23 protein-coding genes are annotated in these 23,172 nt (G+C 61.4%); 10 read left to right on the top strand and 13 right to left on the bottom strand.

Going from position 1 to position 23,172, the window contains the following annotated elements; translation table 11 throughout:
* Positions 1–8: 8 nt before the first annotated feature.
* Positions 9–308, bottom strand: a complete 300-nt coding sequence (locus RRH01S_RS18960; RefSeq protein ID WP_034519877.1) for a hypothetical protein — start codon at positions 306–308, stop codon at positions 9–11.
* A gap of 139 nt (positions 309–447) precedes the next feature.
* On the opposite strand from RRH01S_RS18960, the gene RRH01S_RS18955 reads away from it, so the two are divergent.
* The gene (locus tag RRH01S_RS18955) at positions 448–1,518 is read left to right on the top strand and encodes a LacI family DNA-binding transcriptional regulator (protein WP_034519875.1); all 1,071 of its coding nucleotides are present in this window, start codon (positions 448–450) and stop codon (positions 1,516–1,518) included.
* 84 nt (positions 1,519–1,602) lie between these two features.
* Here RRH01S_RS18955 and RRH01S_RS18950 read toward each other — a convergent pair whose 3' ends face one another.
* Positions 1,603–3,777: a mechanosensitive ion channel domain-containing protein gene (locus tag RRH01S_RS18950; RefSeq protein WP_042473667.1), complete on the bottom strand. Its 2,175-nt coding sequence runs from the start codon at positions 3,775–3,777 to the stop codon at positions 1,603–1,605.
* A gap of 178 nt (positions 3,778–3,955) precedes the next feature.
* Here RRH01S_RS18950 and RRH01S_RS18945 point away from each other — a divergent pair, with 178 nt between their 5' ends.
* Positions 3,956–4,915 (top strand): DUF1444 domain-containing protein, encoded by a 960-nt coding sequence (locus tag RRH01S_RS18945; RefSeq protein ID WP_042473663.1) that lies wholly within the window; start codon positions 3,956–3,958, stop codon positions 4,913–4,915.
* A gap of 10 nt (positions 4,916–4,925) precedes the next feature.
* Here RRH01S_RS18945 and RRH01S_RS18940 read toward each other — a convergent pair whose 3' ends face one another.
* The 10 genes from RRH01S_RS18940 to RRH01S_RS18895 all read right to left on the bottom strand — a co-directional run bounded on the left by RRH01S_RS18940 (position 4,926) and on the right by RRH01S_RS18895 (position 15,032).
* A complete protein-coding gene (locus RRH01S_RS18940) occupies positions 4,926–5,147 on the bottom strand; it encodes a type II toxin-antitoxin system RelE/ParE family toxin (protein WP_198929477.1) in 222 nt (73 codons plus the stop codon).
* A gap of 60 nt (positions 5,148–5,207) precedes the next feature.
* Entirely contained in the window at positions 5,208–5,492 is a 285-nt protein-coding gene (locus tag RRH01S_RS18935) for a CopG family ribbon-helix-helix protein (RefSeq protein ID WP_007702948.1), read from the bottom strand.
* An 87-nt stretch (positions 5,493–5,579) separates the two neighbouring features.
* A complete protein-coding gene (gene pncB, locus RRH01S_RS18930; RefSeq protein WP_007702951.1) occupies positions 5,580–6,884 on the bottom strand; it encodes a nicotinate phosphoribosyltransferase in 1,305 nt (434 codons plus the stop codon).
* 191 nt (positions 6,885–7,075) lie between these two features.
* Positions 7,076–8,035, bottom strand: coding sequence for a 2-hydroxyacid dehydrogenase (locus tag RRH01S_RS18925; RefSeq protein ID WP_007702954.1), 960 nt, complete (start codon positions 8,033–8,035; stop codon positions 7,076–7,078).
* A gap of 11 nt (positions 8,036–8,046) precedes the next feature.
* Positions 8,047–9,684, bottom strand: coding sequence for an ABC transporter ATP-binding protein (locus tag RRH01S_RS18920; protein ID WP_042473658.1), 1,638 nt, complete (start codon positions 9,682–9,684; stop codon positions 8,047–8,049).
* Positions 9,681–10,832: an ABC transporter permease gene (locus tag RRH01S_RS18915; protein WP_042473655.1), complete on the bottom strand. Its 1,152-nt coding sequence runs from the start codon at positions 10,830–10,832 to the stop codon at positions 9,681–9,683. Before RRH01S_RS18915 ends, RRH01S_RS18920 begins: the two co-directional genes overlap by 4 nt.
* A complete protein-coding gene (locus RRH01S_RS18910) occupies positions 10,832–11,923 on the bottom strand; it encodes a microcin C ABC transporter permease YejB (protein ID WP_007702966.1) in 1,092 nt (363 codons plus the stop codon). Before RRH01S_RS18910 ends, RRH01S_RS18915 begins: the two co-directional genes overlap by 1 nt.
* 173 nt (positions 11,924–12,096) lie before the next feature.
* A complete protein-coding gene (locus tag RRH01S_RS18905) occupies positions 12,097–13,935 on the bottom strand; it encodes an extracellular solute-binding protein (RefSeq protein ID WP_042473652.1) in 1,839 nt (612 codons plus the stop codon).
* Between the two features lie 110 nt (positions 13,936–14,045).
* Positions 14,046–14,633 (bottom strand): TetR/AcrR family transcriptional regulator, encoded by a 588-nt coding sequence (locus RRH01S_RS18900; RefSeq protein ID WP_007702971.1) that lies wholly within the window; start codon positions 14,631–14,633, stop codon positions 14,046–14,048.
* A gap of 204 nt (positions 14,634–14,837) precedes the next feature.
* The gene (locus RRH01S_RS18895; protein ID WP_042473649.1) at positions 14,838–15,032 is read right to left on the bottom strand and encodes a hypothetical protein; all 195 of its coding nucleotides are present in this window, start codon (positions 15,030–15,032) and stop codon (positions 14,838–14,840) included.
* On the opposite strand from RRH01S_RS18895, the gene mepA reads away from it, so the two are divergent.
* From mepA to RRH01S_RS18865, 6 genes are all read left to right on the top strand, one after another.
* Positions 15,031–16,050, top strand: coding sequence for a penicillin-insensitive murein endopeptidase (mepA, locus tag RRH01S_RS18890; RefSeq protein WP_042473646.1), 1,020 nt, complete (start codon positions 15,031–15,033; stop codon positions 16,048–16,050). The two genes, RRH01S_RS18895 and mepA, sit on opposite strands and share 2 nt — an antisense overlap.
* Positions 16,051–16,153: 103 nt before the next feature.
* Positions 16,154–16,534 (top strand): methylglyoxal synthase, encoded by a 381-nt coding sequence (locus RRH01S_RS18885; RefSeq protein ID WP_012650740.1) that lies wholly within the window; start codon positions 16,154–16,156, stop codon positions 16,532–16,534.
* A 32-nt stretch (positions 16,535–16,566) separates the two neighbouring features.
* Positions 16,567–17,589, top strand: a complete 1,023-nt coding sequence (locus RRH01S_RS18880) for a glucokinase (protein ID WP_012650739.1) — start codon at positions 16,567–16,569, stop codon at positions 17,587–17,589.
* A gap of 185 nt (positions 17,590–17,774) precedes the next feature.
* On the top strand, positions 17,775–19,568 hold the full coding sequence (locus RRH01S_RS18875) for an ABC transporter ATP-binding protein (RefSeq protein WP_042473642.1): 1,794 nt from the start codon (positions 17,775–17,777) through the stop codon (positions 19,566–19,568).
* Positions 19,569–19,583: 15 nt separating this feature from the next.
* Positions 19,584–20,408, top strand: a complete 825-nt coding sequence (gene dapB, locus RRH01S_RS18870) for a 4-hydroxy-tetrahydrodipicolinate reductase (RefSeq protein ID WP_042473638.1) — start codon at positions 19,584–19,586, stop codon at positions 20,406–20,408.
* Between the two features lie 122 nt (positions 20,409–20,530).
* Positions 20,531–21,166, top strand: coding sequence for a 2,3-bisphosphoglycerate-dependent phosphoglycerate mutase (locus tag RRH01S_RS18865; RefSeq protein WP_007702987.1), 636 nt, complete (start codon positions 20,531–20,533; stop codon positions 21,164–21,166).
* A 63-nt stretch (positions 21,167–21,229) separates the two neighbouring features.
* Here the strand turns inward: RRH01S_RS18865 and phnF are convergent, their stop codons facing one another.
* Positions 21,230–21,964 (bottom strand): phosphonate metabolism transcriptional regulator PhnF, encoded by a 735-nt coding sequence (gene phnF, locus RRH01S_RS18860; RefSeq protein ID WP_007702989.1) that lies wholly within the window; start codon positions 21,962–21,964, stop codon positions 21,230–21,232.
* Positions 21,965–22,066: 102 nt separating this feature from the next.
* On the opposite strand from phnF, the gene phnG reads away from it, so the two are divergent.
* Positions 22,067–22,543 (top strand): phosphonate C-P lyase system protein PhnG, encoded by a 477-nt coding sequence (phnG, locus tag RRH01S_RS18855; RefSeq protein WP_007702990.1) that lies wholly within the window; start codon positions 22,067–22,069, stop codon positions 22,541–22,543.
* The gene (gene phnH / locus RRH01S_RS18850; protein WP_042473635.1) at positions 22,543–23,169 is read left to right on the top strand and encodes a phosphonate C-P lyase system protein PhnH; all 627 of its coding nucleotides are present in this window, start codon (positions 22,543–22,545) and stop codon (positions 23,167–23,169) included. The genes phnG and phnH overlap by 1 nt, the downstream gene beginning before the upstream one ends.
* Positions 23,170–23,172 lie beyond the last annotated feature (3 nt).

The following is a 23,172-nucleotide window of genomic DNA, read 5'->3' as shown; positions in this document are numbered from 1 at the left end:
GCGGATTCCTAGCAGTTTCGCGAAAGTGCTTTCGCAAGGTTGAGGAACTTCGGCTGCATGATATCGCACTGGCTGCGATAGTGGCCGTTGGTGCAGTTCTCCGTGTCGGGCGATTCGCACGAAATCGTGAAAGACCATGCGGATGGGCGCTTCCGGCGACGTTGGAAGAAGCGAGCAAGGCGGCCGAGAACGCCCTGCGAGCGGCTGCGGTGGTTGTCTTCAAGGGAAGATGGCTCCACCGCATTCGGGTTGGCGGGATCACCCCAACGATCATTGTAGAGATCCCTGAAGAAGTCATTGGTCAGCATAGGATAAGCCTTCGATATTGAATCGATTCAAAATCAATTCGGATTGTTGAGTTGAATCGGTTCAATCGTACGCATGGAAATTCTCCCGTCAAGCAGAATTGAACCGATACAATTTCATGCTAAGGTGCCTGGCGTAAAAATGGAGGCGTTATTGGTCAAGGGCACCATCAAGCTCGCGGATGTCGCCAAGGCGGCGGGGGTATCGCAGGGAACGGCCTCCAATGTTTTCAGCCGGCCTGATGTGGTCCGCGAGGAGGTGCGCGAGCACGTTCTCGAAACGGCCAGACAGCTGGGATATCCCGGCCCGAGCCTCACGGGACGATTGCTGCGCGCCGGAAAGGTCAATGCCATCGGCGTCGCCGCCGTGGAACCGCTCGCTTATTTTTTCGACGATCCCTGGGCAAGAGCCCTCCTGGCAGCCGTTGCCCAGGTTTGCGATGCCAGCGGCACCGGGCTCGCGCTCGTCTCGGCCAAGGATCGGCAGAAGCTGGACTGGAACATCAAGAGCGCTCTGGTGGATGGCTTCATCCTATTGTGCGTGGAAGCCGGCGAGAAACTTGTGCAGCTGACGCGCGAGCGGCAATTACCCTTCATTGCCCTGGCATTGAATGACGATGATCCGTCGATCCCGTCGATCGGCGTGAACAATATCGGGGGAGCTGCGGCAGCCGCCACACACCTGGCGGAACTGGGCCACCGACGCTTCGCCGTCCTTGCCACCAAGTTTGTCAACGACCATGTCGGATTGGTCGGTACTGGTGAAATCGAGCGGGCGATCTATTCGACGTCGCGCCATCGCGCCATCGGCTATTGGCAGGCGCTCGAGGCCTCCGGCATCCAACGCCAGGATATTCCGATCTACGAGACCAACAACGACAAGACGAGTGTCGAGACATGCCTTGAGCATCTGTTTTCGGTGCCAAAGCCGCCGACCGCCATCCTGGCAATGTCGGACAATATCGCATTACTGGCCATGAGCTGGCTGGCGGCACGAGGGCTTACCGTTCCTGGAGACGTCTCGATCATTGGCTTCGATGGTGTCCCGGAGGGCGGCATGGTGGAGCCGGGCCTGACGACGGTGGCGCAGCCCTTTGCCGAGATCGCGCAACGTGCGGTGCAGGCGGTTCTGGAAGACGCCATGCCAACCGAGCGCGAAATGATCGATGTGACCTTGGTGGTGCGCGGCAGCACTGCGGCGCCAAAAACATGAAGGAGGCAGGCGAAACCGCCTACATCCTATTTCGATAACACATCTGCTCGTTGCCGACCGAGACTACCACCGGACCCACGGGTCCTAGCCAGCCTGCGGTTCGATGTTCGCCGCCCGCATCTCCATCAACTGCCGGGCTGCGGCGGCAGAGGCGTCCCTGTCGCCGGCCACCTGCACTGTCGGGAAGGCGAACTGGATGCCGTTTTCGTCGAAGGCCTGCTTGATCATCGCCAAGGCGCTGCGGCGGATGGCGGAGAGTTCGTTGGGCTTGGCGGTGAACGCCAGCCGGATCTCGATCGCGAAATCGCCGAACTGCTCGACACCCTTCATCTTCAGTGTCTGGATGATGTTGGGGGCAAGCTGCTCATCATCCAGCAGGCGCTGGCCGATATCCTTGATGATCCGCTTCATCTTCACCAGATCGGTATCGTAAGTGACCTTGACGATGATCTTGTCGATCGCCCAGTCGCGATTCATGTTGTTGACCGCCCCGAGCGAGCCGAAGGGGACGGTCGCCAGCGGACCGCGCTGGTGGCGCAGCTTGACCGAACGCAGGCTGAAGGATTCCACCACGCCCTTGTGGTTGCCGCTTTCAATATACTCGCCGACGCGAAAGGCATCGTCCCAAAGATAGAACATGCCGCTGATGACATCCTTGACGATGGTCTGCGCGCCAAAGCCGACGGCGACGCCGACGACGCCCGCGCCGGCAATCAGCGGCCCGATCTGAATGCCTAGCCCCGACAGCACCATCATGATGGCGATGATGACGATGACGACCGCGAGGATGTTGCGGAAGATCGGCAACAGTGTCTGCAGCCGCGCGCGGCTGGCCCTCAGCTCTTCAGAATCGCTGACGAGCGGCAGCGCCTGCATCAGCTTGCCGTCGATATAGGTCTTCGCCAGGTGCCAGATCAGATCAGCGGCGAGCAGGACGACAATGCCGCCGAGAATGCCGCGTGCGACACGGTCGATACCGGATTCAGGCGTCCGCATCATCATATCCGCCTCGACGCCCAGCATCCGGCCGAGCCAAAAGGCGGCAAACGCGATGATCAGGGCGCGAACGCCGCGGTCGAGAAACACGGCCGCAAGACTACCGGTGCCGAAAACGCCGCCGGCCGCATCATGCAATGCCTCTACCGCCCGCGACGACACCGAGAGCGCCCGCGGCAGCAGAATAGTATAGATGCCGACCCAGAGCAGACCATCGAAGCCGGTTACCCAAAGGCACCATAGTGCCGCGAAATAGACCGTCAGAAGCCAGGAGATCGCCGTTCTGCCAGGCTTGCCAGGCTGCGACGGCCGCGACCAGACGGCCTCGACGGCGATCAGGAACAGACCAATGCCGAGTGTGTAGCCGACGAGATAGCGGGCGCCATTGGAAAAGCCGAGCGGCACGATAGCCTGCATCACCGCCCAGCCGCAGGAGAAATAGATGACGAACAGGGCGCCGCGCCGATACCAATAGGTCGCCACCCGCCGCCGCTCCGCAATGCGCGCGACGCCGCCGTCCTCATCCAGAACGTCGCTTGCCCGGCGCATCGCGATCAGCTCCCTCAGCAATTTGCCGATCGAGATGGCCAGCCGCATGGAAACGAACGCGATGACGCAGGCGATCGCGAAGCTTTCGATGATCGGCGGCCAGTCGAAGACGAGAAGCGGGATCAGTGTCGCCAGGCCGTGAACGATCGCCGGCACCACGCCGCCCATGAACTGAAAGCGAGCCGCCTGCAGCTCTGTTTCGACGCCGGCCGCCTCTTTTGTCCGCTGCGTATGCTTGGCGTTGATCAAGCGCCCAACCACCCATTCGGCGACAAGGCCGAGGAAAAACAGCACCAGCGCCTGGATGCCGATGCGCAGCCGGCCGGCTGCCTCGCCCTCGGCCTCCAGCTTCTGTGATGCCGCCATCACCTCGGAGGGAAGCGTCATCACCGCGCCGGATACCGTTTCCAGATGTCGGCGGGTATGGCCGAGCGTGTCCGACAGTTCCGACATCTGGCCACCGCCCATGCCGGGATCGCTTGCGGGAGCGGCGGTCGTCGAGGAAGTCGTGTTCACTTGCGCCGCAAGCCATTGCCTGACGTCCGGCTCGTTCATCAGCTGGATGAGCTCGCGGACCTTCTCCGGCGGCGGCGCGGCAACGGCAGCCGGCGTCGTGGCCGCGCTTTGCGCGAGGGCCACAACGGGCATGGCAAACCCGAACAGACATAGAAGCAGTACCCCGACCGAGCGGCCCTGACCCCCGACAACACCCATATGCACTGCCTTTCCCCACTCAGGCCCGACCGGACCATATTTGCAGACTATACGCCTTTTTTGCGCGCACAAGCAGGCACTTACACTTGTGCTTCAGGCAAGCGGCATCGGCATTGCGCGCAAGGCGGCGGCGCGTTAGGCTTTGCGAGAATACTGTCCGGTGCCTGGGGATATCAGCGTGTTCAATTTCCTGAAAAAGCTCTTCGGTGGAGCCGGACGGCGGGAGGCACGCATCGAGCAGCCTGCCCCGCGCCAGACGCAGCCCGACAGCCAACCGGCGACAATCAAAAGCCTGGACCTCAATATTCCCGACGAGGCGCTGCAGGACGAGGCGCGTTTCGCGGCCTACCTGCAGGAGCGCCTGCCATTCTTCGGTGACGTGCTCAAAGTGGACTATGATCCGGGCGCCGGCAGTCTGACGATGCATAACCGCAACGGCAACACGATGACGAAATTCCTGAACAATGCGCTGCTGGCGCTACGCGAGAAGCAGGGCCAGGCGCGCGCCCAGGCTTTGCTCCATTATCTTAACGTGACGGAAGCGGCCGATGGCGCGGGTGATCTCGGCAAGGTTCTGCCGGTGCTGAAGTCGCGCAGCTTCGTCGACGTGGCGCGACGTCAGATGATGCAGGCAGTTCGGAACGAACGCGAGCCGCCGCAATTCGTCTATCTCGACGAAGCCGAGGATCTGGTCAGGCTGTTCGTGGTCAACGGCGAAACGACGGTCAGCTACGTGATGACCAGCACGCTGGACCATTGGGGCATGGACGCCGGCGAGCTGGCGGAAACGGCACAGGACAATCTCTATAGGTTCCTGTCGAAGACCGGCGTGCAGATCGCCAAGCGCAGCCAGTTCCAATATGTCGAGATCGACGGCCAGTTCGAATCCAGCGTCGCCTTCCTGCCGAAATTCTGGGCGCAAGTGCAGGACCAGTCCGACGGCGCAGCACCGATCGCCGCCTTCCTCTCCCGCGACAAGGTCTTCTTCACCCACGAGAACGATGCCCCGGGTTTGCAGCTCCTCGAGCTGATCAGCGCTGATCTCAGCGACGTGCCCTATGTTATTTCGCCGGATCAATATCGCTGGGAGAACGGCAAATGGTCTCTGTTCAAGCGGGTGGGACGGACGATGCAGTAGGCGGCATCTGTTACTTGTATCCGTCTTCACGACCATGGCGGATAGCCGCTATGAGCACTTCATCGCCAATATACCGGTAGAGAACAACGTAACCGTCGCGCCCGAATTTGACGATGAGCTCCCTCAATCCTTGATGCAAGTCTTCCACTGGCCGACCCATATCGGGCTGGTTCGACAACATCTGGATCGTTTGAATGATCTTTGTCGAAGCTTTCTTTGCGGAGGCAGCCATTCTTGGGCTGCAGAAACTGTCTCATTCGCTCAAGGTCGCGAAGAGCGCGTTGCGTCAACCTTACCGATGGCATTCAGGCGGGGCCTTCTCGTCCTCATCGCCCCACGTCTCAAGCCACGCAATGACTTCGTCACCCGTGACATGCAGACCTGTCGCCTCATATTCATCCAAGGAAAGGCGCCCATCCCGCAGGAGAGAATCGCGCTTCTCCTCACGATCCACATATTGCTCGACGGCTTCTTTAAGAAGTAGATCCGGCTGGCGGTGACGGCTGGCGGCCAATTTCTCGAGCCGCTCGTTCACCTCAGGATCAATCTTTACACTGGCTTTCAAAGCGGATGACATCGAATTCTCCTGCGCAGGCTGTGCCTTCAATATAGTAGCAGGACCTCGCGCAAAGAACCACCAGCTGGTTCTGTCGGGCCAGTGCCGCTACACCAGCACCTCATGATCGACCCGATCCTCGGCGCCGAAGAATTTCAGGTAGCGTTCGACCTCGGCCGGTTCGCCGGTCGCCTTCTGCGGATTATCGGAGAGCTTGACGGCCGGGCGGCCGTTGGCTTCGATGACCTTGCAGACGATCGAGATCGGGTTGAGGCCATGGATCTCGGTGGGCGCGCAGCCGGCAAAATCGTTGGTGAGGTTGGTGCCCCAGCCGAAGCCCATGCGTACGCGGCCCTCGAAATGCTTGTAGGTGGCGATGATCGCGTCGACGTCGAGGCCGTCGGAGAAGATCAGAAGCTTCTGGCGCGGATCGCGGCCCATCTTCTTCCACCAGTCGATGATCTTCTCGCCACCTTCGATCGGCGGCGCGCTGTCCGGACGGAAGCCGGTCCAGTCGGCCACCCATTCCGGCGCGTTGCGCAGGAAGGAGGCCGTGCCGAAGGCATCGGGCAGGACCACCAGCAGGTTGCCGCCATAAAGGCGGTTCCAGTCGCGCAGCACCTTGTAGGGCGCCTTGCCGAGTTCCTCGTCGGTCTTGGCGAGGGCGGCTGCCACCATCGGCAGCTCATGTGCATTGGTACCGACGGCTTCGAGATCGGAATCCATGGCGAGAAGGACGTTGCTCGTGCCGGTGAAAGCGTGGGGCACACCTTCCTTCAGCGCCTCGACGCACCAGCGCTGCCACAGGAAGCTATGACGGCGGCGGGTGCCGAAATCGGAAATGTGCAGGTCGGGCAATTCCCTGAGACGCTCGACCTTCTCCCACATCTTCGCCTTGGCGCGTGCATAGAGCACATCGAGCGTGAAAGGACCGAGCGCCTTCAGCGCCGTGCGCGAGCGAAGCTCATTGATGATGGCAAGCGCGGGGATTTCCCACATGGTCGTTTCCTTCCACGAGCCGTGGAAGTCTAGAACATACTGGCCGTCGCGCTTCGACAGCTCATAGTCGGGAAGCTGGAAATTCGACAGCCAGGTGAGGAATTCCGGCTCGAAGATCTGGGCGCGGCCGTAAAAACTGTTACCCGCCAGCCAGATCATTTCCTTCTTCGAAAGCCGGAGCGTGCGGGCGTGGTCGAGCTGTTCGCGCAGCTCCTTCTCGTCGATCACCTCGGCGAGCCGGACGCTCTTGGTGCGGTTGATCAGGGAGAAAGTGGCGTCGACATCCGGATAGAGCTTCCAGATCATCTGCAGCATCAAGAGCTTATAGAAATCCGTATCGATCAGACTGCGGACGATCGGATCGAGCTTCCAGGTATGGTTATAGACCCGGGCGGCAATATCGGTCTTCGTCATGTCGTTCCTGCCCGTCTCCCTGCGCCCACCTCTCGCCACGGCCAAACGGGCCGGCAGGCGGATACAGTTCTAGTCTTATCAAAAAAAGTTGAGGGAAAGTCCAGTCACTGAAGCAAAATTGATAATCATTTGGACACGCGGCTGCCTATTGCCGGCAATGCATGCCCAAATTTTCGGCCGTGGCAGCCTCATCAATAGCCGAGGCTGCGGTCCACCACATACTGCAGTGGCTCGCCGCCTTCGAAACGGGCGATCTGCTCCTCGACATGCCGCATCAGCGAGTATTCTTCCGAGACCGCCGCGTCGTGCGGGGTGATGACGACATTCTCAAGGCCCCAGAGCGGGTCGTCGGCCGGCAGCGGTTCGACCTCGAAGACATCGAGCGACGCGCCACCGAGGATGCCGGCCTCGATCGCCGAAACGATATCGACCTGGACCTGGCTCTTGCCACGCCCGGCATTGATGAACACAGGCTTGCCCAAGGCGCCATCGCGACGAAGCTTCGAAAACAGCGAGGCATTGTAGAGTCCCGTCGTTTCCGGCGTCAGCGGCAGCAAGCCGACGAGTATGTCGGTCCGGGCGAGAAATGCGTCGAGTTCGCCAGCGTCGAAAGTTTCCATGCCGTCAATCTGCTTCTTCTGGCGCGACCAGCCGATGACATCGAAGCCCATGATCTTGAGCTTGGCGGCGGCATCGAGGCCGAGAACGCCAAGGCCCATGACACCGACAGTGACATCGCGCGCCTCAAGCCCCGCCGGCCGGCCCCAGACGCGCTTGCGCTGGTGCCGGAAGTGCCCGCAGACATCGCGCAGATGCATCAGGCATTGCAGCACGACCCATTCCGACATGCGTACCGTCAGGCTGCGGTCGACGAAGCGGACAATGGGAATATCGAGCGGGGTGGCGGCGGTGATCAGCGAATCGACCCCGGCGCCGCCAGAAAAAATCACCTTGAGATTGGGTGCGCGCTGATAGAGATCGGCATCCGGCTTCCACAGAAGCGCATAGTCGACATGACTCAGATCGGCGCCCTTGGTGGCGGGATCGGCGAGATTGACGCTGCCACGATCGGCAAAGAAGCTCTTGAGGGCCTTGGCGACGCTCTCCGGATTGAACTTGAGATCGACGAGAACGGGACTTTTGGCCGGCATGGCAATGCTCTCTATTGCTGGATGGCGGCGGTCGGAACCGCCTCGATATTGAACGCGGCAGCGAGGAGCGCCTTGGTGTAATCCTCTTGCGGCGCGCGGAAAACATCCGCCGACGGCCCCTGCTCCACCACCTTGCCGAAGCGCATGACGATTAGGTCATTGGCAAGCGCCTTCACCACCTTCAGGTCGTGACTGATGAAGAGGTAGGCGAGGTCATGGCGCTGCTGCAGGTCGCGCAGGAGATCGACCACCTGGGCCTGCACGCTCATGTCAAGCGCCGATGTCGGCTCGTCCAGCATGACGAAACGCGGCTTCAGCACCATGGCGCGGGCAATGGCGATGCGCTGGCGCTGGCCGCCGGAGAATTCATGCGGGAAACGCCAGCGGGTCAAAGGATCGAGACCGACCTCTTCCAGTGCCCAGCAGACGCGCCGGTCACGCTCTTCCGACGACAGGGATGCTTCATGCACCTTCAGCCCCTCGGCGATGATATCACCGACCGACATGCGCGGGCTGAGCGAGCCATAGGGATCCTGGAAGACGACTTGCAACTGGCTACGCAGCGGCCGCATCTCCTTGAAGGAATAGTCGGCGATATCCTTGCCGACGAAGGCGATGCGGCCCTTGGACGAGATCAGCCGGGCGAGCGCCAGGCCGAGCGTCGTCTTGCCGGAACCGCTCTCGCCGACGACGCCGAGCGTCTGGCCGGCGCGAAGCTTCAGATCAATGCCATCGACCGCCTTTACATGATCGACCACCTTGCGCATCAGCCCGGCCTTGATCGGGAACCAGACCTTGATGTCGGAGCCTTCCATGACCACCGGCTTGCTGGTGTCGCTGACCGGCGGCTCGCCGCGCGGTTCGGCGGCCAGCAGATGACGGGTATAGTCGTGCTGCGGGTTGGTGAAGACCTCTTCGACCGTACCGGTCTCGACGATCTTGCCCTTGGTCATGACGCAGACGCGGTCGGCGAATTTGCGGACGATACCGAGATCATGGGTGATGAACAGCATCGACATGCCGTGCACGCCCTTGAGATCGCGCAGCAGTTCGAGGATCTGCGCCTGCACGGTGACGTCGAGCGCCGTGGTCGGCTCGTCGGCGATCAGCAGCTCCGGCCGATTGGCGAGCGCCATGGCGATCATCACGCGCTGGCGCTGACCGCCTGACAGCTCATGCGGATAGGCCTTCAGGCGCTTTTCCGGCTCGCGGATACCGACCTGATTGAGAAGCTCCAGCGTGCGGCGGCGGGCCTGCTGGCCGACCACGCCCTGATGCAGCGCCAGGATTTCCGTGATCTGCTTTTCGATCGAGTGGAGCGGATTGAGCGAGGTCATCGGCTCCTGGAAGATCATCGTGATGTCGTTGCCGCGCACGGCGCGCAGCTCATTATCCGACGCCTTCAAGAGGTCCTTGCCCTTGAACAGGATTTCGCCTGAGGGGTGGCTGGCGGACGGATAGGGCAAAAGCTTCAGGATCGAGTTCGCCGAGACCGACTTGCCGGATCCGGATTCACCGACCAGCGCCAGAACTTCGCCCTTATGAATATCAAACGAGATGCCGTCGACGGCTGTCGAGGTTCGGCCACCCTGATGAAAGGCGACGGAGAGATTTCGGACGGACAGCAATGGGGTCGAATTGTCGCTCATCGGAACGTCTTCCTCGGATCGAACGCATCACGCACGGCTTCGCCGACAAAGATCAGCAGCGACAGCATGATCGACATGGTGAAGAAGGCGGAGAGGCCGAGCCACGGGGCCTGCAGGTTGGACTTGCCCTGGGCAATCATCTCACCCAGCGACGGCGAACCGGGCGGCATGCCAAACCCCAGGAAATCCAGCGAGGTCAGGGTAGTGATCGAGCCGGAGAGGATGAAGGGCACGAAGGTGAGGGTCGCGACCATGGCGTTGGGCAGCAGGTGGCGATACATGATGGTGATATTGTTGACGCCGAGCGCGCGGGCGGCGCGCACATATTCGAAATTGCGCGCCCGCAGGAATTCGGCGCGCACGACGCCGACGAGACCCACCCAGGAAAACAGCAGCAATATGCCGAGCAGGATGAAGAAGCCGGGCGGCAGCACCGAGGCGATGATCAGCAGGATATAGAGCACCGGCATCGACGACCATATCTCGATGAAGCGCTGCAAGAGAAGGTCCGTCCAGCCGCCGAAATAGCCCTGGACGGCGCCGGCGGCGACGCCGACGACGGCCGAGCAGATGGTCAGCGCCAGGCCGAACAGCACCGAGATGCGGAGGCCGTAGATCATGCGCGCAAAGACATCGCGCGCCTGGTCGTCCGTGCCGAGCCAATTGAGATTGCTCCAGGTGCAGTTGGGATCAGCAACGCCCTGGGCATAGCCGGAGCAGCGCTGTTCCTTGGTCATCAGCCAGAAGGGCGCGGTCGGGGCCGATATGCCCTGCGGAAGATTGGAATTGGCAGTCTGGTAGGAATAGTGGATCGGCGGCCAGATCATCCAGCCATGGGCGTTGATCTCGTCCTCGATATCCCCGGAGCGATAATCCGTCTGCGCCAGGAAGCCGCCGAACTTTTCCTCGGGATAGTCGACTAGCACAGGCACCAGCATCTCGCCCTTGTAGGAGACGAGGATCGGCCGGTCGTTGGCGATGAATTCCGCCCCGAGGCTGAAGAAAAACAGGATCAGGAACAGCCAGAGGGACCAGTAGCCACGGCGATTCGCCTTGAAATTCTGCCAGCGGCGAATGTTGGTCGGGGAGAAGAGACCCTTGCGTGGCGGCTTGATCGTTGCCGTCGGTACACTGCTCGCAGCATCCATCAGACGTCCCTCCGCTCGAAATCGATGCGCGGGTCGATCCAAGTATAGATCAGGTCCGAGATCAGGCTGACGAAGAGGCCGAGCAGCGAGAAGATGAAGAGCGTCGCGAAGACGATCGGATAGTCGCGCTGGACGACGGAGAGATAGCTCAAGCGGCCGAGGCCATCGAGCGAGAAGATATTCTCGATCAGCAGCGAGCCGGTGAAGAAGGCTGAGATGAAGGCGCCGGGAAAGCCGGCGATGACGATGAGCATGGCGTTGCGGAAGACATGGCCGTAGAGCACGCGGCGCTCGCTCAACCCCTTGGCGCGGGCGGTGATGACATATTGCTTCTTGATTTCCTCGATGAAGGAATTCTTGGTGAGCAGCGTCGTGGTGGCGAAGGCGGCAAGCGACAGCGAGATCAGCGGCAGGACGAGATGCCAGAGATAATCGAGGATCTTCTGCCACCAGTTGAGATCGGCAAAATTGTCCGAGACGAGACCGCGCAGCGGAAACCAGTCGAAGAAGGAGCCGCCGGCGAAGAGCACGATCAGCATGATGCCGAAGAGGAAGCTCGGAACGGCATAGCCGACGATGATGACGCCGGAAGTCCAGACATCGAAGGTCGATCCATCCTGGATCGCCTTACGGATGCCGAGCGGGATCGAGATGGCATAGGAAAAGATCAGGATCCAGATACCGAGCGAGATCGACACCGGCAGCTTCTCGGCGATCAGATCGATCACCGAGGTATTGCGGAAGAAGCTCTCGCCGAAATCGAAGCGGATATAGTTCCACATCATCTGCCCGAAGCGCTCCAGCGGCGGCTTGTCGAAGCCGAACTGCTTGTTGAGCTTGGCGATCAGCTCCGGATCGAGCCCCTGCGCGCCGCGATATTTCGAACCGCCATCGTCGGTCGCCTGCTGGGCCAGCATATCCCCGCCGCCGGAGAGGCGGCCGCTGGCATTGTCGGCCTGGCCGGTCAGTTGCGCGATCATCTGCTCGACGGGTCCGCCGGGCGCAAATTGCACGATGGTAAAGGAGATCGCCATGATGCCGACAATGGTCGGGATCATCAGCAGCAGACGTCTGAGGATATAGGCACCCATCAGCCCGTCACTCCCTCATCGAGGAACATGCCTGCCCCGGCCTTCATCCATCCGTCGTTCAAATCGCTTATTCCCTTCCGCCGCGTAAAGCCCGGCGTCGTCATGTCACGTAGAAATTGCCGAATCGGCATGGGGCATTTGGAGCCCAGCCCGCCCGCCATTGCAAGAGCCGCTCATTTTGCGACGCTTTTCGACCACCAGAGATCGGGGAAGCCGATGGAGTAATAGGGTAGCTCCGCTGGATGATCGAATTTGTCCCAATAGGCTATCCTGGTCGTCGTCCCGTAGAAGGTCGGCAGAACATAGTGATGAGCGAGCAGCACCCGGTCGAGCGCCCTGGTTGTCGCTTCCTTTTCTGGTACGTCTTTTGCGAAGATCACCTTCTGGATGAGGGCGTCGATGCCTGGGTCGGCTATACCAGCGTAATTGCGGGACCCTTGGCGGCCGGCGGACGCGGAGCCCCAGAATTCGGCCTGCTCATTGCCAGGGTTCAGCGTCTGCGCCCAGACGACCCAGATCATGTCATAGTCGAAGCTGCGAATGCGGTTAATATACTGCGAGGGATCGACGGTCCTGACGCTCGCATCGATGCCAATGCGCTTCAGGTTCTGTATATAGGGCAGCACGGATCTTTCCAGCGAGGGATTGTTCAGCAGGAGTTCCAGCGAAAACGGCTGGCCACTCTGCGCGTTCACCATCTTGTTGCCTTTGAGAACCCAGCCCGCCTCCTTGAACAAACCAATAGCCTTGCGAAAATTATCGCGCGTCTTCTGCGGATCGCCGCCGACAGGGTTGGCATAGGGCGAGGTAAAGACCTCTGCGGGTATCTTGTCCCTGACACTATTCAGAACGTTGAGTTCCTCCCCTTGCGGAAGACCAGAGGAGGCGAATTTGGTGCCGAAAAAGAAGCTGTCGACCCGCGTCAACTTCCCGAAGGAAAGGGTTCGGTTCAGCTCCTCGAAATCGTAAACATAGTTCAGCGCCTCACGGACGCGCTCGTCCTTGAATTGTTCACGCCGCATATTGGGAACCAGAGCCTGCATGATGCCGACCGAGCGCAGCGTGTTGGGTAGCTCCTCCCGCTTGATGCGACCGTCCTTGGCGGCCGGGAAATCGTAGCCGGTCACCCAATGGCTTGTCGAATTATCCTGCCAGTAATCGATGACGCCACTTCGGAACGCCTCGAAAGCAACGTCGTAGTCGGAAAAATAGAGATAGTTAATCGCGCCGAAATTGTTCTCGCCGACGTTGATCGGCAGGGTCTTGCCCCAATAATCGTCGCGCAGTTCGTAGCGGATCGAAGCACCCGGCTGGACTGATGCGATCCTGTAGGGTCCGGACCCCATGACCGGCTCAAGCGTCGTGCGTGTGATATCGCGCGGCTTGCCGTCGGGGCCTTTTGCTTCCCACCAATGTTTCGGCACAATGGTAAGCTGGCCCAGGATCGAAGGCATCTCCCGGTTGCCCTTTTCATCGAAGTGAAAGGTGACATCGCGCTCGCCGGTCTTCTCGGCGCTCACGACATGCCCGTAGTAGCTGGCCGCCTGCGGATTGAGTTCCTTGAATTTCTCGAAGCTGAAGATGACGTCCTCGGGCGTTACCGGCGTGCCATCGGTCCACTTCGCTTCAGCGCGCAGCCGGAAGGTGGCGCTTGAAACGTCATCGGGATAGGAAACGCCCTCGGCAAGCAGGCCATAGGAAGAATTGGCCTCATCATCGGCCTTCTTCAGCAGCGTATCGTAGATCAGCTCTATCCCGTCGGCGGGATTGCCCTTGAACAAGACCGGATTGAACGTATCGAACGTGCCGATGCTCGACTGCTTCAGCTCTCCACCCTTCGGCGCATCCGGATTGACGTAGTCGAAATGTTTGAAGCCGGGCTGATATTTCAGGTCGCCGAGAATGGCGGTGCCGATGCGGAATTGCGACTCATCGGCATTGGATGGCGCCGGCAGGGCCAGCAGGCAGAAAAGAGAAACAACCAAGCCTGCTTTCAACCGCGACAATGCCATTCATGATCCCCTGATGATTTGAATGGAATCAAGCATAAGGCAAATGAGGGCAAAAAACAGGACGGAATTGCTCACCTCTTCGCGAGGCCGCCGATAAGTACCCGACGAAATCAGGCTTTTGCCGTGGCTTCCTCCAGGCGCTTGCGCAGCATCAGGCGCAATTCGCGGATAAGGCGCCGGTCCTCAACCGCTTCCGGCTCGTTGGCGGCAATGACGGCGATGCGGATCAATTCGAGAATGATCGCCGACATCAGGGCGACATCGTCGGTGACCGGCGGCTCGGCGCGTCGCAGGATGGAGGAAATCAGTTCCTTCACCTCCGCCCGCGAGCGCAGCTTGCGATCCCTCGGAATATCCCGGCGCGCGGCAAGCACCGGATATTCGGGAAACGTCTCGATGAAGGCCGCGAGCCTGTCGAAGATCGCCTCGCCGCTATCAGCAGCCGAAAGGCCGCCGCTCTTTTCCGCGATGTCTTGAAACACCGCCTTCAGCCGCTCCAGCCGATCGATATGCAATGCTTCAGCAAGCAGCGGCTTGGTCGGAAAAAATTGATAGAGCGAACCGATCGACGAATGCGCCTTTGCGGCAATCTCCGTCATCGTCGCGGCATCATAACCCTTATCGACGAAAACCGTCGCGGCCGCTTCCAAAAGCACAGCCACACGATCATGACCGCGCCGGCGTTTGGGTGTCCGCATTTGCGGCTCGCCGGTCGATGTCTCCGCGGGTTGTCCGCTATTTGTCCCCACCCCTTATTCCCCTTTGCAATCCCCAAGCTACCACTACGCTCGTCTCAACCGACCCGAGACCCAGGCTCCGGTTCCCAACCATCGGCGCACTCCCCAACTCGCGCGGCAGATGGTCGAGACCATGGTCATTGTGACTGTCGAACTTTCCGCAGACTATGCCGGCACTGTCAACCGGCCGGCCAAGGAAACCCCGCGATTTCCAGGGGGAGATTGCTGCCGGCCGCCGGTAATGGAATGAAGACTGGAGGTACGGGCAGCCGGAAAATCGATTCCGATTTTCGGGGTTATGCGGTAGATTTCGTTGCAAATCACTTCGGCCAACGCCGGCAGCATCTCAAGGAACCACATGATTTCCCTCCTGGTTCGAACCATCAGCACCGTCAGCAAACTAGCCCTCGCCACGACGATCGGTGCTAGCCTCGTTACCGGCGATGCGCTGGCCCAGCAAGCCGGCCCGACGCCCGGGAGTGCCAAGGCGATCTTCGGTGGGGTGGCGCTGCCGACAGCAGGGCAGTCGCAATCGATCGGCTTTTACGCCAAGGGCTGCCTCTCCGGCGCCGTGGCGCTGCCGACCGATGGACCGACCTGGCAGGCGATGCGCCCATCGCGTAACCGGCGCTGGGGCCGGCCGGAGATGATCGGGCTGCTCGAACGCCTGTCGCGCGACGCGGCAAAATATGACGGCTGGCCGGGCTTGCTGGTCGGTGACATGGCGCAGCCGCGCGGCGGGCCGATGTTTAACGGCCATGCTTCGCATCAAATCGGCCTCGACGCCGACGTCTGGCTGACGCCGATGCCGTCGCGGACGTTGACGGCGGCCGAGCGCGAAAGCCTGCCCTTCACCTCGATGCTGGCGAAGGACAAGTTCCTGACCATCAACGACCGGGTCTGGACGCCGGCGCATGCCCGCCTCCTGATGCGCACCGCCAGCTATCCCGAAGTCCAGCGCATCTTCGTCAATCCGGCGATCAAGAAGAAAATGTGCGACAGCTGGACCGGCGACCGCACCAATCTCGGCAAGCTGCGCCCGGAATATGGCCACGACTCGCATTTCCACATCCGCTTGAGCTGCCCGGCGGGCTCGGTCGGCTGTACGCCGCAGGCCCCGGTTACCGCCGGTGACGGCTGCGACAAGACGCTTGCCTGGTGGCTCGGTCCCGAGCCCTGGGCCAAGCCGAAGCCCAGCACCAAGCCGCCGGTAAAGCCCCGCGAGGTCATGGTGTCAGACCTGCCCAAGGCCTGCCAGGCGGTGCTGGACGCCCCCTATGGCATCAAGGCGGCAGCCCCGACGACGGCGACCGGCACGCTGCCGGTTTCGAGCAGCGGCACGGGCAACACGCCGCCCGGCAGCATTCCGCAGCAGTGAAGCGCCAAGATCTGATCTGACATTGGCCGGCCTTTCAAAGCCCGGCCTCTTGGTATAGAAGGCGGATAAATCGATTAAAAATCCGGGACGGAGTGGGAATTTCATGGCCGGCGGCAAATGCATCGCGCTGATCGCGCATGATCAGAAGAAGGATGCAATGGCGGAGTTTGCACGCCGCAACCAGGATGTGCTTGCCGATTGGCATATCGTCGCCACGGGCACCACCGGCGGCCGCGTGCTGGATGCCTGCCCCGACCTGAAGGTCACCCGCCTGAAAAGCGGCCCACTCGGCGGCGACCAGCAGATCGGCGCGATGATCGCCACCGGCGATATCGACATGCTCATCTTTTTCATCGATCCGCTCACCCCCATGCCGCACGATGTCGATGTCAAGGCGTTGACTCGGCTTGCCGTTCTCTACGACATTCCGATGGCCCTTAACGAAGCCACCGCAGAACGCCTGATCAAGACACTGAACCATTAATCCGCCTTCAGGCGGCAGACACGGACCTGTCCATGCCCGAGCTCAATCACAGCGAAGCCCCCCTGCCCTTTCCGATCCTGATCGGCGATATCGGCGGTACCAATGCGCGTTTCTCCATTGTCGTCGATGCTCATTCCGAGCCGGCGCATTTTCCGATCGTGCAAACCGCCAATTTCAAGACGATCGACGACGCGATCGAGGAAGCGCTTTCCAAGTCGGCGGTGCGGCCGCGCTCGGCGATCCTTGCCATGGCCGGCCCGGTGCGTGGCGACGAAATTCCGCTGACCAATTGCGACTGGGTGATCCGCCCGAAGACGATGATCGCCAATCTCGGCATGGAAGATGTGCTGATCATCAATGATTTCGAAGCGCAGGCGCTGGCGATCGCCGGTATTTCCGAAGAGCATCGCGCCACCATCGGCGAGATATCGGAAGGCATGGTCGCCTCGCGCGCCGTGCTCGGCCCGGGCACCGGCCTCGGCGTCGCCGGCCTCGTTCATGCCCAGCACGCCTGGATCCCCGTGCCCGGCGAAGGCGGCCATATCGACCTCGGACCGCGCAGCGAGCGCGATCTGCGGATCTGGCCGCATCTCGAAACGATCGAAGGCCGCATTTCCGCCGAGCAGGTCCTCTGCGGCCGCGGCCTGCAGAACCTCTACCATGCCATCTGCAAGACCGACGGCATCGAGCCTAGCCTCAAGGAACCGGCCGATATCACGGCGCATGCGCTCGCTGAAACCAACATTCAGGCCGAAGAGACCCTGACGTTGTTCGTCACCTATCTCGGTCGCGTCGCCGGCGATATCGCGCTGGTCTTCATGGCGCGGGGTGGCGTCTATATCACCGGCGGCATCTCGCAAAAGATCCTGCCGGCGCTGCAGAAGCCGGAATTCCGCGCCGCCTTCGAAGACAAGGCGCCGCATACCGCGCTCTTGAAATCGATCCCGACGCATGTGGTCACCCATCCGCTGGCGGCACTCTCAGGCCTCACGGCCTATGCCCGCGCACCGGCCAGTTTCGGCCTGGCAACGGACGGACGGCGCTGGCGGCGTTGATCCGGTCAGGGCCGTAGGCAGCCTTTTTGAAGGGGCTTCCTTCCCTTATAATGATCTTGGCTCCATGGCTTGCCCCTTAACCAGTGCGGCAGGCCATCTCTAGCCAAAGCCGTCCTAACTCTTTATAGAGCCGCGAAAGCATGTGCCATGTGCGGCTCGCTTGGTTTGAGACAGGAAGCCGATTTTTGAAATCGCCCGATACCAAAAACAATAGCGTCGACAGTGAGACCATCAGCGGTATCCTGAAGCGCATCATTGCCGAAAATGGCCGTGAGCACCTCTGGGGTTATTCGATTGCCATCGTTTGCCTGATCCTGGTGGCGCTTTCGACCGCATTTATCGCCTACATCATGAAGACGATCATCAACCAGGCCTTCGTCGAGCGCCGGGCCGATATCGTCTGGCTCGTTTGCTCCGCGATCTTCGTCGCTTTCGTGATGCGCGGTTTCGCGGGCTATTTCCAGTCGGTCATTCTCAGCAAGATCGGCAATAACATCATCGCGCGCTACCAGCGCCGGCTCTACGCGCATCTGATGACCTTGTCCGTTGGCTTCTTCAACGAGGCGCGGTCGGCACAGATCGCCGCGCGGGTTAGCCAGAACGTCTCCGGTATCCGCGACGTCATGAACCTGACGATCACCTCGACGGCACGCGACCTTCTGACCTTTGTCGCCCTGCTCGGCGTCATGGTGGTGCAGGATCCGATGCTGAGCCTTGCCGTCTTTATCGCGGCACCGCCGCTGCTCTATGCCCTGCGCTATGTCTCCAAGCGCCTTCGCTCGGCGACGCGCGAGGCAGTCAATCTGAACAGCCACGTTCTGGGCGCGATGCAGGAGACGATCCAGGGCATCTCCATCGTCAAAGCCTTCACGATGGAAGAGCAGCTGGATCGCAAGATCAATAAGCTGATCACCGCAGCCGAACACCGGCAGAACCGAATCGCCCGACTGTCGGAGCGCAACGGACCCCTGACGGAAAGTTTCGCCGGTTTCGCGGTCGCGAGCGTACTGGCCTATGCCGCCTACCGCTCGATCTATCACGACGTTCCTCCGGGCGCCTTCTTCTCTTTCGTCACTTCGCTGCTTCTGGCCTACGACCCGGCTCGCCGCCTTGCCAAGCTGCAAGTGCAGCTCGAGCGCGCCGTCGTCAACGCGCGGATGATCTACGAACTGCTCGACATGGAGCCGCGCCAGCGCGATCTGCCGGACGCCAAGCCGCTGGTCGTCACCGATGCCCGTATCGAATTTCGCGACGTACAGTTTGCCTATGGCGACGACACCGTTCTATCGGGCGTGAGCTTCACTGCCGAAGGTGGACAAACGACGGCGCTCGTCGGCCCCTCCGGCGCCGGCAAGTCCACCGTCATCAATCTCATTCCGCGCTTCTACGACCCGAAGGCCGGCAGCATCCTGATCGACGGGCAGGACATCAGCCACGTCACCAAGCAGTCGCTGCGCCAACACCTCGCCTATGTGTCGCAGCAGCCCTACCTCTTCGAAGGCACGATCCGCGACAATATCCGTTATGGCCGTCCGGAAGCGACGAATGCCGAAATCGAGGAAGCAGCCCGGCACGCTTACGCCCATGACTTCATACTGGCGCAACCGCAGGGCTACGACACCCCGGTCGGTGAAAACGGCGTGACGCTTTCCGGCGGCCAGCGGCAGCGCCTGTCGATTGCCCGCGCGCTGGTGCGCAATGCGCCGATCCTCCTTTTGGATGAAGCCACATCGGCGCTCGATACGGAGTCGGAAGCGGCCGTACAGAAGGCGTTGGACGAAGCCATGAGCGGCCGCACGGTCGTCGTCATCGCCCATCGCCTGTCGACGGTGGTCCGGGCCGAGAAGATCATTGTCATGCAGAATGGGCGCGTCGTCGAAGAGGGCAACCACGAGACGCTTGCGGAGGCCGACAATGGCCTTTACGCTCGCCTCAACAACCTTCAGCGGCCGGCCGTTTCCGGCAATTCCCGCAAATAAGACGATAGAGACGACATGAGCGACGATGCGATGAAGCTGGTGGTGGTGGGAGCGGCAGGCCGCATGGGTCAGGCTCTGATCCGCCTCATCCACGCCACCGAGGGCCTGACCCTACACGCCGCCGTCGCGCGTCCCGGTTCGGCTTTCATCGGCAAGGATGCCGGCGAGATCGCCGGGCTGGGGCCGATCGGCATTCCCGTCACCGACGATCCGCTTTCCGCCTTCCTGCATGCCGACGGCGTTATCGACTTCACCACGCCGGCAACCAGCGTCACCTTCGCCGACCTCGCCGCCCAGGCGCGCATTGTCCACATCATCGGCACCACCGGCTGCTCTGCCGAAGACGAGACCAGGTTCAAGGCTGCCGCCCGACACGCCCGCATCGTCAAGTCGGGCAATATGGGCCTCGGCATCAACCTTTTGAGCGTCCTTGTCGAGCAGGCCGCGCGGGCGCTTCCGCCGGCCGATTGGGACATCGAAGTCCTGGAAATGCACCATAAGCACAAGGTCGACGCGCCATCGGGCACCGCCCTGCTGCTGGGTGAAGCCGCTGCCAAGGGGCGTGGCATCGATCTCGGCGATCATTCCGTGCGCGTACGCGACGGCTATACCGGCCCGCGTCCGGCGGGTTCGATCGGCTTTGCCACGCTGCGCGGCGGTGCCGTCATCGGCGATCACTCAGTTATTTTTGCCGGTGAAGGCGAGCGGCTGACGTTGTCCCATAGTGCCGGCGACCGGTCATTGTTTGCCCGCGGTGCGCTTCAAGCGGCTCTCTGGGCGCGCGACAAGAAGCCCGGTCTTTATTCCATGCTCGATGTCCTCGGGCTTTCCACACGTTGATCCGATACTGGAGCGGTTCAGCACGGAACTGCTGAACCGCTCCAGCCTTTTGTTCTTACGCAATTCCGGACGGAAAACCGCTACGCACTTTTCCTGGAATTGCTCTATTAAGGAGTGACATTATGAGCGGTACTCTCGTCCTCGTTCGCCACGGCCAGAGCGACTGGAATTTGAAGAATCTCTTTACCGGTTGGAAGGATCCCGACCTGACGGCGCTGGGCGTTGAAGAAGCCAAGACCGGCGGCAAGGCGCTCGCCGATTACGGCATCAAGTACGACATCGCCTTCACCTCGGTGCTCACCCGCGCCCAGCACACGTTGAAGATCATTCTCGATGAAGTCGGTCAGCCCGGCTTGGAAACCATTAAGGATCAGGCGCTGAACGAACGTGACTATGGCGATCTCTCCGGCCTCAACAAGGACGACGCCCGCGCCAAATGGGGCGAGGAACAGGTGCATATCTGGCGCCGCTCTTACGACGTGCCCCCGCCCGGCGGCGAAAGCCTGCGCGACACCGGCGCCCGCGTCTGGCCTTATTACCTCACCGAAATCCTGCCGCGCGTGCTCGCCGGCCAGAAGGTGCTCGTCGCCGCCCACGGCAATTCGCTGCGCTCGCTGGTCATGGTGCTCGACCGCCTGACCAAGGAACAGATCCTGGCGCTTAACCTCGCGACCGGCGTGCCGATGGTCTACAAGCTCAACGCCGACTCCACCGTCGCTTCCAAGGAAGTCCTCGGCGATATGTCCGGCGCGCATTGAGCGCGCTTTTAGCCTTGCAATCAATGAGCCGGGGAGATTTGTTCTCTCCGGTTTTTTTTATGATCAATTCTCGATCGTAAACCGCACCCGATCCGCGGCGAAGCGTGAGATCGAGTACTGCACCGGCACGCCGTCGAGATCGGCGTTCAATGCCCTGGTGTTCATGACGATGGCGCCGGGGGAGAGTTCGAGGTCGGTGAGATCGCCTTCCTCCGCATGGGTGGCGGTGATTTCCGTGACGACGCGAACATAATCGGCGACGCCGAGTTCGCGGAAAGCCTTGGTGATCGAGCCGGTGGTTCCATAGATCTCAGCGATATCGGCAAAGCGGTCGGCGGGAAACCAGCTCGTGGCGCGCGACACCGGGCGATGGTCGGCCCGGCCGATCGTTTCCAGCCGGACGACGGCTGCGCCAGGTGTCAGCTTCAGCCAGCGGGCCACCTCGGCACTGGCAATTTCACGGCTGGCCGCCACCAGCACGCTGCGCGCTTCGCGCGCCTGATCGCCGATCCCTTGAGAAAATCGTGTCCGTTTCGAGATCGGGAAATTCAGGCGTTCCTTGCGCTCGATCAGGGTGCCCCGCCCCTGCACGGCGCGAACGATGCCTTCCTGCCCCAAAGCGGCCAGCGCGCTTCGCACCGTATGCCGGTTCACCCCGAATTGCAGCGCCAACGCCGTTTCCGGCGGCACCATGCCGGTCTCGTCGAAATCGCCCTGATTGATCGACGCGCGAATCCGGTCGGCAATCTGCCGCCAGAGCGCCACGCCCGTCTGTCTCTGTACCTTCTGCCCCGCCATATTTCTTGCTTGTCCTGTCATACGCTTGTCACGTCGCCCCAATAGATATAAAACATACCTTGTATGGTTGTCTATATCAATAGACATTTTGAGGAAGACGCGATGAATTCAGCACAGAGGCAAGAGGTAGCTGCGCAGGAGCGCCGGGAACGCAAGCGCACGGCGGACCTTCTGGCCCGGGCCGAGCGCGACGAGCTCGATGCGGCCTGGGAAGCACTGTCCGACAAGCCGGCTATCCAGCCCGTGCGCGGGCCAGAAACCGGTCTCGTCATGGTGCGCGGGCGCATCGGCGGCGGCGGCGCACCCTTCAATCTCGGCGAGGTCACCGTAACCCGCGCCACCATCAGGCTCGCCTCCGGCACGGTCGGCCACGCGCATGCGCTCGGCACCGACCGCGAGAAGGTACGGCTGGCGGCGATCTTCGACGCGCTCTGGCATCAGCCGGCCACCAAGGATTTCGTCGAGAAGGCGATCCTGCTGCCGATCACCGAGCGGATCGCCGGACGGGATCGGCAAAGAGCCGAAGAGACGGCCGCTACCCGCGTCGATTTCTTCACCATGGTCCGCGGAGAAGACTGATGACCCTTTCCAACACCATCACCCCTGACAACGATGCCCTGACCGGCGGCTTTACCAACCCGGTCTTAGACGCGCAGAGCGTCTTCAAGATGATGATGGACGCGATGGCGCGGCCGGGAACCCTGCAAACGGTCGTCTCCGACATCGCACCGCCCGCACCCCTCGGCATCGCCGCCGGCGCCATTGCGCTCACCCTTTGCGACCATGACACATCGGTCTGGATGTCGGGCGGCCTTGCGCGCTCGACCATGCCGGAATGGCTCGGCTTCCACACCGGCGCGCCGGTGACGTCCGAAAAGCTCGAGGCCCGCTTTGCCTTCGTCGAAGCCGGCGTGCTGCTCGCTTCGCTCAACCAGTTCGATGTCGGCACCCAGGAATATCCCGACCGCTCGACGACGATCGCGCTGGAAATCGCGAGCCTCGAAGGCGGCAAGGAACTGGCGCTCTCCGGCCCTGGGATTGCCGACATCAACATGATTGCGCCCATCGGCCTGCCGGACACGTTCCTGCGCTTCTGGAACGACAATCGCGCGCTCTTCCCGCGCGGTGTCGACCTCGTTCTGACGGCCGGACGGCAATTCCTTTGCCTGCCGCGCACCACCAAGATCATCGCGACGGAGATCTGACGC

The sequence above is a fragment of the Rhizobium rhizogenes NBRC 13257 genome (assembly GCF_000696095.1).
Lineage (GTDB): Bacteria > Pseudomonadota > Alphaproteobacteria > Rhizobiales > Rhizobiaceae > Rhizobium > Rhizobium rhizogenes.
The sequence above is the reverse complement of the archived record's forward strand: the minus strand, read 5'-3'. Positions and strand labels throughout refer to the sequence as shown.